At 40.5% G+C, this 17,287-nt stretch carries 16 protein-coding genes and 2 pseudogenes; 4 read left to right on the plus strand and 14 right to left on the minus strand.

From position 1 onward, the window contains the following. Positions 1-260: 260 nt before the first annotated feature. The 5 genes from SK578_RS07725 to SK578_RS07745 form a co-directional block, all read right to left on the minus strand. Positions 261-1,340 (minus strand): carbamoyl phosphate synthase small subunit, encoded by a 1,080-nt coding sequence (locus tag SK578_RS07725; protein WP_000166853.1) that lies wholly within the window; start codon positions 1,338-1,340, stop codon positions 261-263. Between the two features lie 49 nt (positions 1,341-1,389). Next, complete coding sequence (locus SK578_RS07730; RefSeq protein WP_042751428.1) at positions 1,390-2,313, minus strand: aspartate carbamoyltransferase catalytic subunit; 924 nt, start codon at positions 2,311-2,313, stop codon at positions 1,390-1,392. 18 nt (positions 2,314-2,331) lie between these two features. Then, entirely contained in the window at positions 2,332-2,853 is a 522-nt protein-coding gene (gene pyrR / locus SK578_RS07735) for a bifunctional pyr operon transcriptional regulator/uracil phosphoribosyltransferase PyrR (protein WP_000850022.1), read from the minus strand. 210 nt (positions 2,854-3,063) lie between these two features. After that, positions 3,064-3,693 (minus strand): endonuclease III, encoded by a 630-nt coding sequence (nth, locus tag SK578_RS07740; RefSeq protein WP_033681985.1) that lies wholly within the window; start codon positions 3,691-3,693, stop codon positions 3,064-3,066. Continuing rightward, positions 3,693-4,235 (minus strand): YceD family protein, encoded by a 543-nt coding sequence (locus SK578_RS07745; protein WP_042751429.1) that lies wholly within the window; start codon positions 4,233-4,235, stop codon positions 3,693-3,695. The genes nth and SK578_RS07745 overlap by 1 nt, the downstream gene beginning before the upstream one ends. 168 nt (positions 4,236-4,403) lie before the next feature. On the opposite strand from SK578_RS07745, the gene SK578_RS07750 reads away from it, so the two are divergent. Beyond that, the gene (locus tag SK578_RS07750; RefSeq protein ID WP_042751431.1) at positions 4,404-4,733 is read left to right on the plus strand and encodes a hypothetical protein; all 330 of its coding nucleotides are present in this window, start codon (positions 4,404-4,406) and stop codon (positions 4,731-4,733) included. Positions 4,734-5,071: 338 nt separating this feature from the next. Further along, a complete protein-coding gene (locus tag SK578_RS07755; protein WP_042751432.1) occupies positions 5,072-6,631 on the plus strand; it encodes an ATP-binding cassette domain-containing protein in 1,560 nt (519 codons plus the stop codon). A 150-nt stretch (positions 6,632-6,781) separates the two neighbouring features. Here SK578_RS07755 and htpX read toward each other — a convergent pair whose 3' ends face one another. Together htpX and SK578_RS07765 are read right to left on the minus strand one after the other, a co-directional pair. Next, positions 6,782-7,681 (minus strand): zinc metalloprotease HtpX, encoded by a 900-nt coding sequence (htpX, locus tag SK578_RS07760; protein ID WP_042751433.1) that lies wholly within the window; start codon positions 7,679-7,681, stop codon positions 6,782-6,784. Between the two features lies 1 nt (position 7,682). Next, positions 7,683-8,243 carry a LemA family protein gene (locus SK578_RS07765; protein ID WP_000219828.1) on the minus strand — a complete coding sequence of 187 codons (561 nt, stop codon included), beginning with the start codon at positions 8,241-8,243 and terminating at the stop codon, positions 7,683-7,685. Positions 8,244-8,338: 95 nt separating this feature from the next. On the opposite strand from SK578_RS07765, the pseudogene rsmG reads away from it, so the two are divergent. After that, a pseudogene (gene rsmG, locus SK578_RS07770) lies at positions 8,339-9,051 on the plus strand (16S rRNA (guanine(527)-N(7))-methyltransferase RsmG). A gap of 302 nt (positions 9,052-9,353) precedes the next feature. Beyond that, positions 9,354-10,637 (plus strand): uracil-xanthine permease family protein, encoded by a 1,284-nt coding sequence (locus SK578_RS07775; RefSeq protein WP_004239507.1) that lies wholly within the window; start codon positions 9,354-9,356, stop codon positions 10,635-10,637. Between the two features lie 52 nt (positions 10,638-10,689). Here SK578_RS07775 and SK578_RS07780 read toward each other — a convergent pair whose 3' ends face one another. From SK578_RS07780 to SK578_RS07810, 7 genes and pseudogenes are all read right to left on the minus strand, one after another. Then, positions 10,690-11,385: a CPBP family intramembrane glutamic endopeptidase gene (locus SK578_RS07780; protein WP_235228661.1), complete on the minus strand. Its 696-nt coding sequence runs from the start codon at positions 11,383-11,385 to the stop codon at positions 10,690-10,692. A 214-nt stretch (positions 11,386-11,599) separates the two neighbouring features. Next, positions 11,600-12,496, minus strand: a pseudogene (locus SK578_RS07785) (DMT family transporter). 8 nt (positions 12,497-12,504) lie between these two features. Next, positions 12,505-13,440, minus strand: a complete 936-nt coding sequence (locus SK578_RS07790; protein ID WP_042751435.1) for a serine hydrolase domain-containing protein — start codon at positions 13,438-13,440, stop codon at positions 12,505-12,507. Continuing rightward, the gene (locus tag SK578_RS07795; protein WP_042751436.1) at positions 13,437-14,162 is read right to left on the minus strand and encodes a CppA N-terminal domain-containing protein; all 726 of its coding nucleotides are present in this window, start codon (positions 14,160-14,162) and stop codon (positions 13,437-13,439) included. Before SK578_RS07795 ends, SK578_RS07790 begins: the two co-directional genes overlap by 4 nt. A 123-nt stretch (positions 14,163-14,285) precedes the next feature. Beyond that, positions 14,286-15,191 (minus strand): aquaglyceroporin Gla, encoded by a 906-nt coding sequence (gene gla / locus SK578_RS07800; RefSeq protein ID WP_000348095.1) that lies wholly within the window; start codon positions 15,189-15,191, stop codon positions 14,286-14,288. 159 nt (positions 15,192-15,350) lie between these two features. After that, positions 15,351-16,517, minus strand: coding sequence for an ATP-grasp domain-containing protein (locus SK578_RS07805; RefSeq protein WP_042751437.1), 1,167 nt, complete (start codon positions 16,515-16,517; stop codon positions 15,351-15,353). 12 nt (positions 16,518-16,529) lie between these two features. Beyond that, complete coding sequence (locus SK578_RS07810) at positions 16,530-17,270, minus strand: esterase family protein (RefSeq protein ID WP_042751438.1); 741 nt, start codon at positions 17,268-17,270, stop codon at positions 16,530-16,532. Positions 17,271-17,287: the final 17 nt, after the last annotated feature.

The raw sequence follows: 17,287 nt of genomic DNA on the forward strand, positions 1-17,287 counted from the left end.
GCAGACGCCTTCAGCGTCAAAACGATGTTTATCTTTTTCACACAGTTCTTAGGGCGTGTTCACTTCCGCGAACAATGTATCTTCTCCTTTCTATTCGTCGCCTCTCAGGGCGACATTAAATAAGATACAAAGGACGAATAGAAAGCGATTGAATTTTAGGAAACCAAAGAAGGATTGACAATCCAAATTGGTTTCTCTAAATTCCGAGCTTTCCGTCCGTGTTCAGTTACATAAATTCTCCGACGAGCTTTTACTCGTTCTTAGTTTGATTGTTTAAAAGCTTCCATCATCTCGATAAACTCATCAAATAGGTAGCTAGCGTCGTGTGGACCAGGGGCTGCATCTGGATGGTATTGAACAGAGAAAGCAGGTTGATATCTGTGACGCACACCTTCAACTGACTTGTCATTGATTTCTTCGTGGGTGATAATCAAGTGTTCTGGCAAATCCTCACGGCTGACTGCATAACCATGGTTCTGACTTGTAAAATCCACACGTCCTGTAGCAATTTCACGTACCGCATGGTTAAATCCACGGTGACCAAACTTCATCTTGTAGGTCTTAGCACCATTTGCCATTGCAAAGAGTTGGTGCCCCATACAGATACCAAAGATTGGAATTTTTCCTTGCACACCACGAATCATATCCAGTGCCTGTGGAACATCTTCTGGGTTACCTGGACCGTTTGACAACATAACTCCGTCAGGATTGAGATGGAGAATTTCTTCAGCCGTTGTCGAATACGGAACAACCGTCACATTACAGTTGCGTTTAGAAAGTTCACGTAGAATTGAGTGTTTGAGACCAAAGTCCACTAGCACCACGCTCAAACCAACTCCTGGAGCTGGATAGGATGTTTTAGTAGAAACCTGCTTGATATTGTCTGTCGGCAAGACTGTCGCTTGGAGCTGGTCAGTTACATGGTCCATGCTGTCCCCAACATGGGTCAAGGTTGCACGCATGGTACCATGCTTACGGATAATCTTGGTAAGTGCACGCGTATCAATACCTGAGATACCTGGTATTTTCTTGGCTTTCAAGAATTCATCCAAGGTCATTTGGTTGCGCCAGTTGCTTGCTCTACGTGCTTCTTCAAAAACAACGACTCCCTTACAAGTTGGAATGATGGATTCGTAATCATCACGGTTGATTCCATAATTTCCTACTAAAGGATAAGTAAAGGTCAAGATTTGTCCATTATAAGACTGGTCTGTAATGGATTCTTGGTAGCCAGTCATACCTGTATTAAAGACAATTTCACCTGTTACATCGATATCTGCTCCGAAGGCCTTGCCTTCAAAAACTGTGCCATCTTCTAATACTAGAAGTCTTTTTGTCATATTTTCACCTCTCGTGGACGCTCACTGGCGTCTTTTAACGTCTTGTGTTTTAGTTGGCGTTTCTACTCGCCAGTACGGATTCTAAGATTGCCATTCGAACAAAGACACCATTGGTCATTTGTTGGACAATCCGTGATTTTGGTGCTTCAACCAAGCGGTCTGCGATTTCTACATCACGGTTGACTGGAGCTGGATGCATAAGGATTGCTGTTTCTTTCAAACGGTCATAACGTTCTTGAGTCAAGCCATGTTGGGCATGGTAGTCCTCTTTTGAAAAGATAGCTCCACTATCATGACGTTCATGTTGCACACGGAGAAACATCATGACATCCACCTGATCAATGATTTCATCAATGGTTGCAAACTGTCCATAGTCTGCAAACTCTTGACTTCTCCATTCCTCAGGTCCAGCAAAGTAAAGTTCAGCTCCCAAGCGTTTCAAAATCTGCATATTAGATTTGGCAACACGTGAGTGGTCCAAGTCACCTGCAATAGCAACCTTGAGTCCCTCAAAGTGACCAAATTCCTCATAAATGGTCATCAAATCCAGCAAGCTCTGGCTAGGGTGTTGTCCCGAACCATCTCCACCATTGATGATGGAAGTCGTAATCGTCGGACTAGCAATCAACTCTCTGTAGTAGTCGACCTCTGGGTGACGGATCACACAGACATCCACTCCTAAAGCAGACAGAGTCAAAATGGTATCATAAAGTGTCTCACCCTTATTGACTGAACTAGTCTTCACATCAAAGTCAAGTCGTTCCAGCCCCAGTTTAATCTCTGCGACTTCAAAGGACTTATGCGTCCGTGTAGAATCCTCAAAGAAAAGATTAGAAACAATCGAGTGGTTTTCATAGGGAAGCTGAGCTCCGTTTTTAAACTCAATTCCTCGCTTGATCAATTTCATCACTTGATCGACAGTGAGGTCTTCCATGGACACCACATGATTCAATGCTTGTTGATTTTCTGACATGGCTACTCCTTTAGCTTTCTAAGCTTCTTCAGTAATCAGAACTCTGTCTTGGCCATCAAGTTCTGCCATCTCTACGATGATTTCTTCAGAACGACTAGTTGGGATATTTTTTCCAACGTAATCTGGACGGATTGGCAATTCTCTATGTCCACGATCGACTAAAACTGCTAAACTCACGCGCGCAGGACGACCATGACCTACAATATTATCAATAGCAGCGCGGATGGTACGACCTGTATAAAGCACATCATCCACCAAGATAACTTCACGGCCTGTCACATCAACAGAGATCAAAGAAGTATCTTCTCCACTTTTAATATCATCACGGAAAGGTTTAGTATCCAATTCCACAACAGGAACTGAAAGATTTTCTAGTTGCTCCAAACGTTCTTGGATACGGTGGGCGATAAAGACACCACGAGTTTTAATACCAGCCAAGACGATTTTATTCAAATCTTTGTTGCGTTCGATAATCTCGTAAGTAATACGCGTAATCGCCCGTTTGACGGTCAATTCGTCTACAACTTCTTTTGTCTTCATGACAAACCTCCAAAAAGAAAAGTCTCCTTAAACAAGGAGACTTGAAATGTATAGCTAAGTAAGCCCTACTGCAAACAGTATAGACTCCACCCTTCTACTTTATCACGCTCCTTGCCTGCCTCACGGGACAGGTTTAAAGGAATATTTAGTTATCAAATACTATAGCACAAAACAGACCTAAAATCAAGCAAAAACTTTTGAGCTCCCATCTTATAAATTGCTAAAATCATATAACTGTGGGTACTGGTCACACTCTGGATTTTTAGGATGACAAATGGCTCTTCCAAAATAAATCATAGCCTGATGGGCTGCTAGCCACTGCTCCGGCGGCAAGATATCCATGACCCGCTTTTCCACCTCAAGTGGTGTTGCTGATTTTTTGACGATATCATGGTGTTTGCAAATACGCTCCACATGAGTGTCTACTGCAAAGGCTGGAATTCCAAAGCCCACACTCATGACAACATTGGCAGTCTTGCGACCAACACCTGCTAAACTCTCCAATTCCTCACGTGTTTGAGGAACTTGACCATCAAAGTCGTCTAGTAACTGTTGAGCACATTTTTTTAGGAATTTAGCCTTATTCCGATACAGTCCTAGACGAGAAATGTGTGAAGCAATCTCACCCTCTGTCGCAACAGACATGGCTTGTGGCGTTGGAAAGGCAGCAAAGAGACCTGGTGTGGCCTTATTTACCGCTGCATCCGTTGTCTGAGCTGACAACATGACCGCAACCAAGAGTTCAAAATGATTGGTAAAATCAAGACTGGGCTTGGCATCTGGAAACAGAGCAATGATTTCTTCTAGCACTTTTCGTGCTCGTTTTTTTGATAAAACCATTATTCGTCTCCATCAAATAGTCCTTGTAAGCCAGCAAAAGGACTGTTTTCTTCTTTCTTAACTGCCTGTTGGGCTTGGTATTCTTCCTCTGTCATGATTTGCCAGTCATTTCCTGACACAAAACCTTTACCAGCTTCTTCTTCAGCCGTCAAAACCTTAATAGGAATGTTTAGTAGGATATTGTCTGACACGCTCTCAGCAAGGTCAAGTTCTCCATTTTTGATAGGCAAGACCAAATCATCGTCTAAAACTTCCTGATCTAGCTGGTTGGTTGCGCCTTCCATGAAAACTTCTGTGACTGGATAAGATTCAGCCAACTCAACTGGCTCCATACTGCGACTTGAAGCAAGAACAATGGTATAAGATAGTTGATAATCTAAGAAATACATACTATCTTCGTACTGTACTTTCCCAACTGCAAGGATATCTTTTACATCTAAAATTTCTTGATTACGTGCACGCAGGTCTACGGCTAGGTCTAACGTTTGTTCAAAATGCAAGCCTTCAGACTGCTTACGAATTTCTTGAATATTTAATTTCATACTTCCTCCATAAAGATTTACTCTCTTGATTATACCATGAAAAGCCTACAAATCAGCCCACCAAACTTTATAATTAAAATTCGATTTTTTAACATATTTACTATGACATTTTTGTTTTTTAGTGCTATACTATAGGCAATAATACATCAGAGCAAGGAGGATGCTCACATGGAAGACAAAGAACTCATTACTAATGCAACCCAACTCCTATCCGAGTTAAATAAAAGTTTCCAAAGCTGCAAACAGGGTACGGCAGATGATATTCGACTGCAAGATCTGCTAAATACTACTCTGCAAGAGCTCAAAAAAGCGGAAAAGTTGAACAACAGTATCTTAATTGACCTTGAGAAATTTTACCAACGTACCAGTCTTCTGATAGGTCTCGGTAGCCTAAAACTGAACGATCAAGCTCGTACTGCTTGGCGAAACTATGATAAATTCCATTACGAGCATGTCAAACACGTACTAACTCTTTATGGACCTGTTTTTGGATTTTAGAGATTAGAATTGTCAGTTTTCTGTTGACAAAATATCCTGAAAGGTATAGGATAGAGGTACTAATACTCGGAGGTAAGGGAGACATGAACAACTAAGTCTATCAAATAAAGAACCTTTATTTAGTAGATCTTGTTTTTGTCTCTTTTTGCATACTCTTTTTGTACTAGATCTTCTGGTACTTTATCCTCTTTGAAAATCAAAAAACTAGAAAGCTAACCATCTGCTCCTCTTGAGTTGGATAGGGGTAGACAAGCCTAGTTTGACAGGATTTTCGACATGGATAATAGCGTTTCTGACAGTGACTTTGGGCTCTACTAGATAAAGTAGAGCTTTTTGTTATGCACTATGGACATTCTAGAAAGGACAATTATATGATAAAAATCAATCATCTGACCATCACTCAAAACAAAGATTTACGAGACCTTGTCTCTGACTTAAACATGACCATACAAAACGGAGAAAAGGTAGCTATTATTGGCGAAGAAGGAAATGGCAAATCGACCTTGCTGCGAGCTTTAATGGGAGAAGCATTGCCTGATTTCACTATCAGGGGTGACATTCAATCTGATTATCAATCACTAGCTTACATTCCTCAAAAACTCCCCGAGAAGCTGAAAAAGAAAACTCTACACGACTACTTCTTTTTAGATTCTATTTATTTAGACTACAGTGCCCTCTATCGTTTAGCTGAGGAATTGCATTTTGATAGCGATCGTTTCGCTAGCAACCAAGAGATTGGCAGTCTATCAGGGGGCGAAGCTTTGAAAATTCAGCTCATCCATGAGTTAGCCAAACCCTTTGAGATTCTATTTTTAGATGAACCTTCAAATGACCTAGACCTTGAAACAGTTGATTGGCTAAAAGGTCAGATTCGCAAGATTAGGCAAACTGTTATTTTCATTTCCCATGATGAAGACTTTCTGTCTCAAACGGCTGATACTATTGTCCACTTGCGACTGGTAAAGCACCGTAAAGAAGCGGAAACGCTAGTAGAGCATTTAGATTATGATCGTTATAGTGAGCAAAGAAAGGCTAATTTTGCCAGACAAAGCCAGCAAGCTGCTAACGACCAAAGAGCCTATGATAAAACCATGGAAAAACATCGGCGAGTCAAGCAAAATGTAGAAACTGCGCTTCGAGCTACTAAAGATAGTACTGCCGGTCGCCTATTGGCTAAAAAGATGAAAAATGTTCTCTCTCAAGAAAAACGCTTTGAAAAGACAGCTCAATCTATAACCCAAAAACCACTTGAAGAGGAAGAAATTAGACTTTTTTTCTCAGATATACAGCCATTACCGGTTTCTAAAGTCTTAATCCAACTGGAAAAGGAAAATTTGGCCATTGGCGACCGAGTTTTGGTTCAAAAACTACAACTAACTGTCCGTGGACAAGAAAAAATCGGTATCATCGGCCCAAATGGTATGGGGAAATCAACTCTGTTAGCAAAGTTGCAACAACTGCTAAGTCAAAAAAGAGAGATTTCACTTGGTGTTATGCCACAAGATTACCACAAAAAACTACAATTGGATTTATCCCCAATCGTCTACCTCAGCAAAACTGGGGAAAAAGAGGAACTGCAGAAAATCCAATCTCACTTAGCAAGTCTCAATTTCAGTTATCCAGAAATGCAACATCAAATTCGCTCCTTATCTGGCGGGCAACAGGGAAAACTCCTGCTTTTGGATTTAGTCCTGCGCAAACCAAACTTTCTCCTTCTGGATGAACCCACACGAAACTTTTCACCCACTTCTCAACCCCAAATCAGAAAACTCTTTGCCACCTATCCAGGCGGTCTCATCACTGTTTCGCATGACCGTCGTTTCTTAAAAGATGTCTGTTCAATCATCTATCGCTTAACAGAACACGGTCTGGAGGTAGTTAATTTAGATGATTTATAAATTTGCAACATAGCAGATAGATGGTGCAAAAACACAATTTTAGGAGAAAACGAAGTAAATCTTCCGATAATAAAACGCATAATATCAAGTTTTTGCACACCTGATATTATGCGTTTTTAAGATTTTAAAGACTTTTTCCCAACATTCATTTTACATATGTTTTAAACGTTCAATCCGTTCTGAAATAGGTGGGTGGGTATAAAAGAGTTTTTGGAACCCTCCACCTTTCTTAGGATCATTGATATAAAGTGCACTGCTGGCATCATCGACAGGACGACTCATCGGTTTACTATTATCCAACTTACGTAGAGCATTAATCATCCCTTGAGGATTGCGCGTCAACTCAACACTAGAAGCATCAGCTAGGAATTCCCTCTGACGAGAAATAGCTAGTTGCACCAAGGTTGCAGCGAGAGGTGCCAGCACAATAGCTAGTAGGGAAACCACTAGCATAATGATTTCTAAGCCATTTCCTCCTCGGTCATCATCACTTCGTCTACGACCTGCTCCACCCCACCACATCATACGACCTGCCATACTAGAAAGCATGGTGATAGCACTAGCAAGGGCAACAGCAATAGTCGAAATACGGATATCGTAATTACGAATATGACTGACTTCATGTCCCATAACAGCTTCTAGTTCTTCACGATTCATGATAGCTAGGAGACCTGACGTCGCAGCAACCGCTGCGTTTTGAGGGTTAGAACCTGTCGCAAAGGCATTTAAGGCTGGATCATCAATGATGAAAACACGGGGCATAGGAACCTGAGCGACCATAGCCATATCTTCTACTACATGGTAGAGGTCTGGTGCCGTTTGCTCATCCACCTCACGCGCTCCATTCATGGACATGACAATCTCTGTTGATTGAAAAATCATGGACAAGGCATAGATAAAGCCGATAATCAGTGCGATCACCAAACCACCAAGCCCAGACCGCATAAAGAGATAACCAACCGCATAGCCAACAAGAGCTAAGAGTAGGAAAAATACCAGCAACAAAATCCAGGTTCTTCGTTTATTGCTTGCAATTTGATCAAACAACATCTTAGTCACCTAAACCGCTAAAATCAACTTTAGGAACTGCCTTTTCCTCTTCTGGTGTTTGAAGGAAATCTGCTGCTTTAAATCCAAACATTCCAGCGATGATATTGCTTGGGAAAGTTTCTAATTTTACATTGTAGTTGCTGACAACACTGTTATAGAGTTGACGAGAGTATGAAATTTTATTTTCTGTATTGGTCAACTCCTCTTGCAATTTAACAAAATTGGCACTGGCTTTCAAATCTGGATAGCTTTCTGCAACTGCAAAGATACCTGAAACCTGACGAGTGAGGGCATCACTAGCTTTCATAGCTTCAGCTGGTGAAGTTGCTGCCGCCACTTGATTACGTAGTTCAGCTACCTTTTCAAGGGTAGAACCTTCATACTTTGCATAACCTTTAACAGTTTCAATCAAGTTTGGCAAGAGGTCATTTCGACGCTTCAATTGAACATCAATCTGGCTCCATGCCTCCTTTGTTTGCATACGATTCTTAACCAAACCGTTATAGCTAACAATCACAAAAATCACAACAAGAGCGATAACTCCAAGAATAATCCAAGTCATTTTTTATAATTCCTTTCTGCTTTTAGATTAGTACCAGTATATCAAATTTTTCATGATTGTGGTAAAATAAGATGATACTAAAGAAGGAAATAACTATGAAACCAGAAACATTTTACAACCTGCTTGCCGAGCAAAATCTTCCACTTTCGGACCAGCAAAAAAACAATTTGAACGTTATTTTGAGCTACTGGTCGAGTGGAATGAAAAGATTAATTTAACAGCAATTACGGACAAGGATGAAGTTTATCTCAAACATTTTTACGATTCGATTGCACCTATTCTTCAAGATTTGATTCCCAATGAAACTATCAAACTTCTTGATATTGGAGCTGGGGCGGGATTTCCTAGTCTACCAATGAAAATCCTCTATCCACAGTTAGATGTAACTATCATTGATTCTCTCAATAAGCGCATCAACTTCCTCCAACTCTTGGCTCAGGAGCTGGATTTGGAAGGAGTTAACTTCTACCATGGACGTGCAGAGGACTTTGCCCAAGACAAGAACTTCCGTGCTCAATATGATTTTGTAACAGCTCGTGCGGTTGCCCGTATGCAGATCCTATCTGAATTAACTATTCCCTACCTTAAAGTTGGTGGAAAACTACTGGCACTCAAGGCAAGTAATGCGCCTGAGGAGTTGTTAGAAGCTAAGAATGCTCTCAACCTCCTCTTCAGTAAGGTCGAAGACAATCTCAGCTACACCCTACCAAATGGAGATCCGCGCTACATCACAGTGGTGGAAAAGAAAAAAGAAACACCAAATAAATTTCCACGTAAGGCTGGCATGCCCAATAAACGCCCACTTTAATTTTTTTAGTAAAAAAATATTTACAAAGTCAGCCTCGCTCTTTTATTTTTAGGCTCGGGAAAAAATGATTTACAAAATCAACCTCGCTCTCTTATTTTCGGGCTCGGGAAAAAATGATTTACAAAATCATTTTTTTCTGCTATACTATCCTAAGCAAAGGTTTTTAATGTCATCCCGTGAGGTGACGAAGACGCAGAAATATTTAAAACTCTTTAAAGTCTAGATTTTAGAGAAGTCTTACTCTGAGGGCCTATTGCTGTAAAATAATGGGCTCTTTTTTGATGCCCAAAAGTGAGGTTTATATGAAACAAGAATCAACTGTTGATTTGTTACTAGACGTTGACCAACGTCCTTCGGCTGGAAAAGGAATTCTCCTTAGCTTCCAACACGTTTTCGCCATGTTTGGTGCAACCATCTTGGTACCATTGATTTTGGGAATGCCTGTATCTGTTGCCCTTTTTGCTTCAGGTGTGGGAACACTCATCTACATGATCGCAACTGGTTTTAGAGTTCCAGTTTATCTAGGATCATCATTCGCCTTTATCACAGCTATGTCCCTAGCTATGAAGGAACTAGGAGGGGATGTATCAGCTGCACAAACAGGGGTTATCCTTACAGGTTTTATCTATGTCCTTGTGGCTGCAAGTGTTCGTTTTGCGGGTACAAAATGGATTGATAAACTCTTACCACCAATCATCATCGGACCTATGATCATCGTTATTGGTCTTGGACTTGCAGGTTCAGCTGTTACTAACGCTGGTCTTGTAGCGGATGGAAATTGGAAAAATGCTCTTGTAGCGGTTGTTACTTTCTTGATTGCTGCCTTTATCAATACAAAGGGAAAAGGCTTCCTACGAATCATTCCATTCCTCTTTGCCATTATCGGTGGTTACCTCTTCGCACTAACACTTGGCTTGGTTGACTTTACACCAGTCCTTAAAGCTAACTGGTTTGAAATTCCTGGTTTCTACTTGCCATTTAGCACAGGTGGTGCCTTTAAAGAATACAATCTTTACTTTGGTCCAGAAACCATCGCCATCTTGCCAATCGCTATCGTAACAATTTCTGAGCATATCGGAGACCATACTGTTTTGGGTCAAATCTGTGGCCGTCAATTCTTGAAAGAACCAGGTCTTCACCGTACTCTTCTTGGTGACGGTATCGCAACTTCAGTTTCTGCCTTCCTTGGTGGACCAGCCAATACAACTTATGGAGAAAATACCGGGGTTATCGGTATGACTCGTATCGCTTCTGTCTCAGTTATCCGTAACGCTGCCTTCATCGCGATTGCCCTTAGCTTCCTTGGTAAATTCACTGCCTTGATTTCAACCATTCCAAATGCTGTACTTGGTGGTATGTCAATCCTACTCTATGGAGTTATCGCCAGCAACGGTTTGAAGGTCTTGATTAAAGAACGTGTTGATTTCGCTCAAATGCGTAACCTCATCATCGCAAGTGCTATGTTGGTCCTTGGACTTGGAGGAGCTATCCTTAAACTCGGTCCAGTTACCCTTTCAGGTACTGCCCTATCAGCCATGACAGGAATCATCTTGAACTTGATCTTGCCATACGAAAATAAAGACTAAACGTCTTGACACAAAAAGTCCGCTCAGACAACTGAGTGGACTTTTCTAATTTTTAAGTCCCCCAAGCAACCAATATATAGATCAGGCTAGAACCAAACATATCTGCTAAAGCATGCATGAGAAAGAATGGAAGGAGATTTTTAATTTTATATTTGTATAAGAAATAATAGAATAAGCCATAAACTACACCGATTACCAAAGCCCATACTAATCCTTGATAGGTGTGGAAGGAAATACGAATACTAGTAGAATAAATCAAAATCAACCACTTGTGTTTTTCCTTCACTGAAGTTAACAAACCTAGAAAGAAAAACTCTTCATAAAATCCATTTAGCAAGGCATAGGCAATCGCTATCGGGCTGAGAGCTAAGAACTTCCCTATTATTTGCGTGAAATCTATATAGGCAAAAAGGTCTGGATTAAAGTAGTTATATTTACCAGTGAGAGTTGTAACCAAGTCTCCAAACAATCCCACTAAAGCAAATACAAATGGAACCCAAAAGATAATGGACCAATTCCAGTGAATAGGAAGCTGTTTAAAATCATAATTTCGAATCAAAAGATAGAGTAAGGTCACAGCCAGTAATATAGTTTGCAGGGTAAAATTACTAAAATAAGCAGCACCTTCGCTTGCAGCCTGTCTAACTGTCCCTTCTGTACTTGATGCACCCGTTGGAAACGTATTTGCTAAAAATAGCTCGGTTGAACGAATTATAAACTGACCAAACATTATGATCGTAATAATCACAATATCAAACCATCTCAAGTATTTTAGAGGTTTAGATGGATGTATTTTTTTAAAATATTCGTATTTTCTCCAGGTATTCTATACTCATATAAATATTTTAAGAAAAAAGGCTTAAACTTTTATAAAATTTCATTAATTCATTTAGATTCAAAAGCTTTTATTAGTAAAAATAACCCCTCTTTGAGAGTGGTTATCATCTACTTTCATTTTTTGTTTATTTCTCTAACAATAAATCCTTCAACGAAATCAAAGTGACTGCAATTAAAATCATTGCCATACCAAGAAAATCAATGGGATAAAATTGTTCATTCATAATTAGGAAGGCAAAGAAAACCGCCGAGATTGGCTCAATTGAAGCCAACAAACTTGACTTGACCGGTCCAATCAGACTGGCTCCTTTTAAGAAGGCTGTATAGGAAAAGACAGTTCCGATAAGGATAATGCCCGCAAAAGCGAGAAGAAAATCAAGACTTGTTGGGATAGTAGCCTCTAGAACTCCTGTAAAAGGAAGGGCGACCAAACCTGCTATGACCATTCCCACACCAATGACCAAACTACTCCCCCACTTCTGAATCAAGGCTATGGGCAAAATGATATAAAGTGCATAAGTTAGGGCAGAAAAGAGACCCCAGAACAGGCCAGCAGGTGTCATAGATAACTAGTCCAACTGTCCATGAGTTGCGATTAGGAAGGTTCCTCCGATGGCTAATATGATAGAAACAATTTCTCCCAGTGTCGGCGCCACCTTATCCTTGATACAGCTATAAATCAAAACTCCGACAGGGCAAACATACTGAAGCACCGTCGCTGTTCCTGCATTGGTCTCCTGAATAGCAGATAGATAGGCAAATTGATTGAGGAAGAGGCCAATCAGAGCAAAAATAAGAAGAGACAGCAAACTCTTTCTATCCTTTAAAAAGGCCAGCATTCTATCCTTTGCAGTAGCATAAGCCAAGACTATGAGAATCCCACCGGCGATTAAAAGTCGTAAATTAGTTAAAACCAGAGACGAAATTCCATGTGCCATCAGGTATTGGCCACTCGTTCCTGACAAGCCCCAAGCAATCCCAGCCACAACTGTTAATAAAGTCCCTTTTAAAATATTTGGCATGTCTCTCCTTACTCTTCTTTGCGAATCAAGTCCATCACTTGATTGCGGTCTACAATCCATTGAGCCCTCTCATCCTTTTCATAGGTACGATTCGATAGGAAAATAGCCGCTTCTTGCTTCTGACGATTCCACATGATAAAGGTACCTGTATAGCCCGTATGGTCTAGCCAATCTCCTTCCAAATTCCATGCTAAAGAACGTTCCTTGTCATCCAAAGGAGAAAAATTTCGACTCAAATCTCTTGCAAAATCATCTTCTAAATAGTGTTCTAAAAAGATTTGTAAATCCTTTACAGTCGAAAATAAACCAGCACTACCTGCATGTCTTCCCAGAAGGCGAGCCTTGGGATCATGTACTATGCCTACCTCTACACCTCTGACTGTTGGAACAGCAAGCTCAACAGGCCCAAACTGGGTATCCGCCATTCTCCAAGGATTCCAAACTTGTTCTTGTAAAATCACATCCAAGTCTTGATTAAAGATTCTTTCCAAAATAAAACCTAAAAGTAAAAAATGGACATCCGAATAAAGAAAGGCTGGCTGATTTCGTCTATTGAGATGAAACATCGCTTCCTTTAATTCTGAATCTGTTAAAAGATCACGATTGGGAATAAACGGATCAAGGTCTGTTGCGTGAGTCAAGAGCTGGCGAATAGTGATGTCTGGATAATCACTTTCAGCTAAAAAATCTGTTACCGGTCTATCAATATCTAATTTGCCTTTTTCCCACAAGAAGGTAAAAACGGTACCAACTCCAACAACCTTGCTGACACTGGCTAGGTCGTAAACTAGTCCTGCCTCTGTCTGCAAGCCATGCTCTGGGTCACTCTGGCCTAAATAGAACTCCGTCCATTGATTGTCCTTAAAATATGCAAAAGAGGCTCCGGGATAGATCCCTGCCTCGATTTGTTCTTCTATTTTTTTAATAATCTTGGTCAACTTCATACTTTTTCAAACCACAATTCAACATTATTTCTATCTTTACCAAGGAAGAATTTTTCAGACTTAGGAATAAAATATTCGGTAGACTCAAATTTCTTGCGAAGACTTGCTATATCTAGTTCATTGACCAGGAACTTGAGCATAGATAAGTCCCAAGTAACCGAATTGTCCACAGTCAAATCCTGCCCCTCAGCTGGGATAAAACCAAGTGATGTCCCAACTTCAGATGATTCCAAGTAACTTTCGATATCAGTTGGGAGATGTAATTCCATAGAAATCTCAAATTTACTTAAAGAAATTGATTCCAAATCTGTTTGAAATTCAGGTTTTTCTCCTACTTCTACTAGACTTTCTCTATCATCTTCCGCATGAATCAAAATCAAATCATCTTCGGGTGAAAAAATTTCAAAAGCGTAGCCATTTTGACCTTTATACAATCGATGAATCGAATTAGTTTTAGATAAGAGTTCTTCGATTTCCAAGGGATTTTCCACCTTGACAATCAATCTAGCTAGTTTCTTTCTTCCCTCTACCTTACGAGTGCGCATACTTGGAGCTTCTTCTAAAATCAGCTTTTCTAGACCTGTTTGATCACCTAGTGACAGAAAGGCTGATTCTTCTAACAAGGCCTTCATGCCAAGAGTTTCAATATAAAATGTTTCATTTAATTTTCTATTATTTACTTTTAAAGTAGGAATAATCCGTACAATCTGATTTACATTCATAAATTCCTCCAACTCTTTTATTTTAAAGGATTTTAGAATTTTTTACAAGAAATTATGCTCAGATTTACCTTTTTTTCGTAAAATTTCATCTAAAAAACCGAGGATTTCCTCGGTTTCAATTTCTTATAGGTAAAGGAATTTGAAGATAGCTACTGCCGCAATTGCTGCTGCGATAGGTGCTACTACTGGTACCCAAGAATACCACCATTTTGAATCACCTTTGTGCTCACCAAGAACTGATTTTGGAAGGAAAGCATGAAGGAGACGTGGTCCCAAGTCACGGGCTGGGTTCAAGGCAGGTCCTGTAGGTCCACCAAGTGATGTTACCAAGGCCATAACAAGGAATCCAAGTGCCAAGTGAGCAATTCCAAGACCAGAAGTCATAAATGGCGCTACTTGTTCTTTAGCTTGGTCAAGTGCTGCTGTTACTTGTTCTTGAGGAATTGTTTGACCTTGAGTAGTTGCTTGTGCAACTTGAGCATTGATAGCAGCTTGTGCTTTTGATACTAGTTCAGCACCAAAGAAGTTTTTAGTCATACCAAGGGCTGCAAAGAAAAGAACAAATGAACCAACAAACTCATTTACGAAACCATTAACAGTTGCTGCAAAACGTGATTCTTTTGTACCATTATCCAAACTTGAAATTGTTGAGAAAGTACCCAAGATGTTGTTTGGATTTTCAGTTTTCAAGTAGTATGGGCGGTGTGTTGCCACAACCAAGGCTTGACCAAAGATAGCACCCAAAACTTGTGCGATGATATAAGGTGCAACTTGTGCCCAAGGGAAGAGACCGCTGATCGCAAGTCCAAGAGTGAAGGCTGGGTTAATGTGGTTACCAGATACGTTACCAAACATCAAGGCTGGGATCATAACCCCCATACCATAACCAACAGCGATAACGATCCAGCCACTTTGGTGACCTTTCGTACCTTTAAGTTCAACGTTGGCAACTGCACCATTTCCAAGAATGATCAAAATAGCAGTGGCCAAAAATTCAGTGGCATATTTAATTGCCCATGTGAAATCCATTTGATAGATTCTCCTTAAAATTTTTTAGACAATCCTTATTCTATCAATTTTTATATCTTTTAGCAACAGGTTTTCTAAAAGAATATATGGGAAAGCGGTTTTATTTCTCTTATTGAAACAAAAGGATTAAGGAGGTGCATTTCCTTAATCCGAGAGTTCTTATTCTTGACGTTGTCCGAAATCAGCAATCATCTGCTCCATTTCTTGTCGACTCGGAGTTGTCAACATATAAAGGTAATCCCCTTGAAGTTCCGCAAAGGCTGCAGGCATGATTTTTTTAACCTTGAACTGATGGCTGTATTTGGCAAGCAAGTCCTCCTCAGAATAGACATAGTGAACATTCGCACGACGGGATGTAGCTAAACAATATTGAGCTTCAAAGTCCGACGCTGGGAACTCTTCGCCTGCTACAATAGCTGCATAGCCACGGTAGAGGTCCAAGGAATGGGCAAAGTTATAAACATCAATGGTAAAACCACCTGCAGGGCGGTTATTGTACTCAATGGCGATGTAATCATCCCCTTCACGGAAGAACTCGATATGGAAGAACCGTTCTTTCATACCAAATTCTTTGACAATTGCCTCACCATATTTACGTAATTTAGGATCCATATCCTTGAGAACGTAATAAGAATTGTCCATCTTGTAAATCATGAGATCAAGCGGTGTATAGGCGTAATCAAAAGTTGTTGAAAAGACAATCTTACCATCCTTGTCCACTAGACCATCAAAGGTGCAAATTTCGTTGGAAGTGACAAATTTTTCAAAGAAATAAATAGTTGAATGGTCCCACTCTTGCTTGAAGTGATTGATATCGTCTTCTGTTTCAAGCTTAAAGGTCGCGGCTGCTCCCACTCCATTGTCAGGTTTGGCAATCATAGGAAGACCAATTTCTTTCACAGCTTGATTCACATCTGCTTCCGTCTTGATAACAGCTCCAGGTACCACGGGGACACCTGCTTTTTTGAAAAGTTTCTTCATTTCAGACTTAAATTTCGTCTTTTTGAGATCCTCTGGTTTGGCACCAAAGACATTGAATTGTTCTCTGAGTGTTGCATCCAGCTCAAGCCAGTATTCATTATGAGACTCGATACGGTCAATTGGACCATGTTTATAAAAGAGAAAAGCAACAGCGCGCTTGACTTCGTCTATGTTCTCAAGATTATCAACGCGGAAATACTCAGTCAGGCTATTGCGCAAGGGATCATCCAGTTGCTCGTAGGGCTCTTGACCAATTCCCAAGACGGTAATGCCTTTATTGGCTAGTTCGATGGTAAACTGTTGAAAGTTTTGTGGATAATAGGGAGAAATAACAAGGTAATTCATAGGTAACTCCTTTTATAGATACAGGTGTCCAAGAAAATAGGGCATTTGTTTACGCCACCATTCCCAGTCATGGGCGACATCGTGTCCCCATTCAGCAAACCAGGCTGGAATTTGTTTCTGGTCAAAGGCTTCTTTGAGCTTGTAAAAGGATGGTAAACCATCTTGTTCCCAGGCACCGAGACCCGTACAAAGCACAATCTCTGCCTGACGATAACGGTCAATAAACCAGCCGTCGTTTTGGTTCCAGATATAATCTACTGGCGAGTTTTGGTAAATAGCATCGTCATTGTAGTAATCGCCGACAAAGAAACGTGCATCGTAAACACCACTAAGAGCAATCACCTTTGTAAAAACATCTGGATGTTGGAGAAAAAAGTTGACTGCATGGTAGGCGCCCATCGAGCAACCTGTCGTCATCATACCATCAAACCAACCTGTCTTGTACTTGATAAAAGGAATGGCCTCTTCAATCACATAGCGTTCATAGGTACGGTGCATTTCCGCTTGGTCGTGCCCATTTTTCCAAGTGGCCAACCAGCTCTCACTGTCAACACTGGATAGGGTAAAAAACTGAACACGGCCTTCCTCGATAAAAGAAGCACAGGCCCCAATTATGCCAAAATCATAGTATTCGTTGTGACTACCACCTGATGAAGCAAAGACCACAACTGGAATCCCAGCATGTCCATAACGATTAAGGTACATTTCACGGTTAAGATTGCCACTCCAGTGGCTAAGGTTTTCAATATGCATATTTTCTCCTTTCTCAC

Origin of the sequence: Streptococcus mitis, from assembly GCF_000722755.1 — a bacterium.
GTDB classification, from domain to species: Bacteria; Bacillota; Bacilli; order Lactobacillales; family Streptococcaceae; genus Streptococcus; species Streptococcus mitis_CM.

Bases quoted from the DNA above. Each gene is read 5' to 3' on its own strand.
- SK578_RS07810 (WP_042751438.1), bottom strand. From the start codon at position 17,270: ATGCATATTGAAAACCTTAGCCACTGGAGTGGCAATCTTAACCGTGAA.
- htpX (WP_042751433.1), bottom strand. From the start codon at position 7,681: ATGTTGTTTGATCAAATTGCAAGCAATAAACGAAGAACCTGGATTTTG.
- SK578_RS07755 (WP_042751432.1), top strand. From the start codon at position 5,072: ATGCACTATGGACATTCTAGAAAGGACAATTATATGATAAAAATCAAT.
- pyrR (WP_000850022.1), bottom strand. From the start codon at position 2,853: ATGAAGACAAAAGAAGTTGTAGACGAATTGACCGTCAAACGGGCGATT.
- SK578_RS07775 (WP_004239507.1), top strand. From the start codon at position 9,354: ATGAAACAAGAATCAACTGTTGATTTGTTACTAGACGTTGACCAACGT.
- SK578_RS07805 (WP_042751437.1), bottom strand. From the start codon at position 16,517: ATGAATTACCTTGTTATTTCTCCCTATTATCCACAAAACTTTCAACAG.
- SK578_RS07745 (WP_042751429.1), bottom strand. From the start codon at position 4,235: ATGAAATTAAATATTCAAGAAATTCGTAAGCAGTCTGAAGGCTTGCAT.
- nth (WP_033681985.1), bottom strand. From the start codon at position 3,693: ATGGTTTTATCAAAAAAACGAGCACGAAAAGTGCTAGAAGAAATCATT.
- SK578_RS07750 (WP_042751431.1), top strand. From the start codon at position 4,404: ATGGAAGACAAAGAACTCATTACTAATGCAACCCAACTCCTATCCGAG.
- gla (WP_000348095.1), bottom strand. From the start codon at position 15,191: ATGGATTTCACATGGGCAATTAAATATGCCACTGAATTTTTGGCCACT.
- SK578_RS07765 (WP_000219828.1), bottom strand. From the start codon at position 8,243: ATGACTTGGATTATTCTTGGAGTTATCGCTCTTGTTGTGATTTTTGTG.
- SK578_RS07790 (WP_042751435.1), bottom strand. From the start codon at position 13,440: ATGAAGTTGACCAAGATTATTAAAAAAATAGAAGAACAAATCGAGGCA.
- SK578_RS07730 (WP_042751428.1), bottom strand. From the start codon at position 2,313: ATGTCAGAAAATCAACAAGCATTGAATCATGTGGTGTCCATGGAAGAC.
- SK578_RS07795 (WP_042751436.1), bottom strand. From the start codon at position 14,162: ATGAATGTAAATCAGATTGTACGGATTATTCCTACTTTAAAAGTAAAT.
- SK578_RS07725 (WP_000166853.1), bottom strand. From the start codon at position 1,340: ATGACAAAAAGACTTCTAGTATTAGAAGATGGCACAGTTTTTGAAGGC.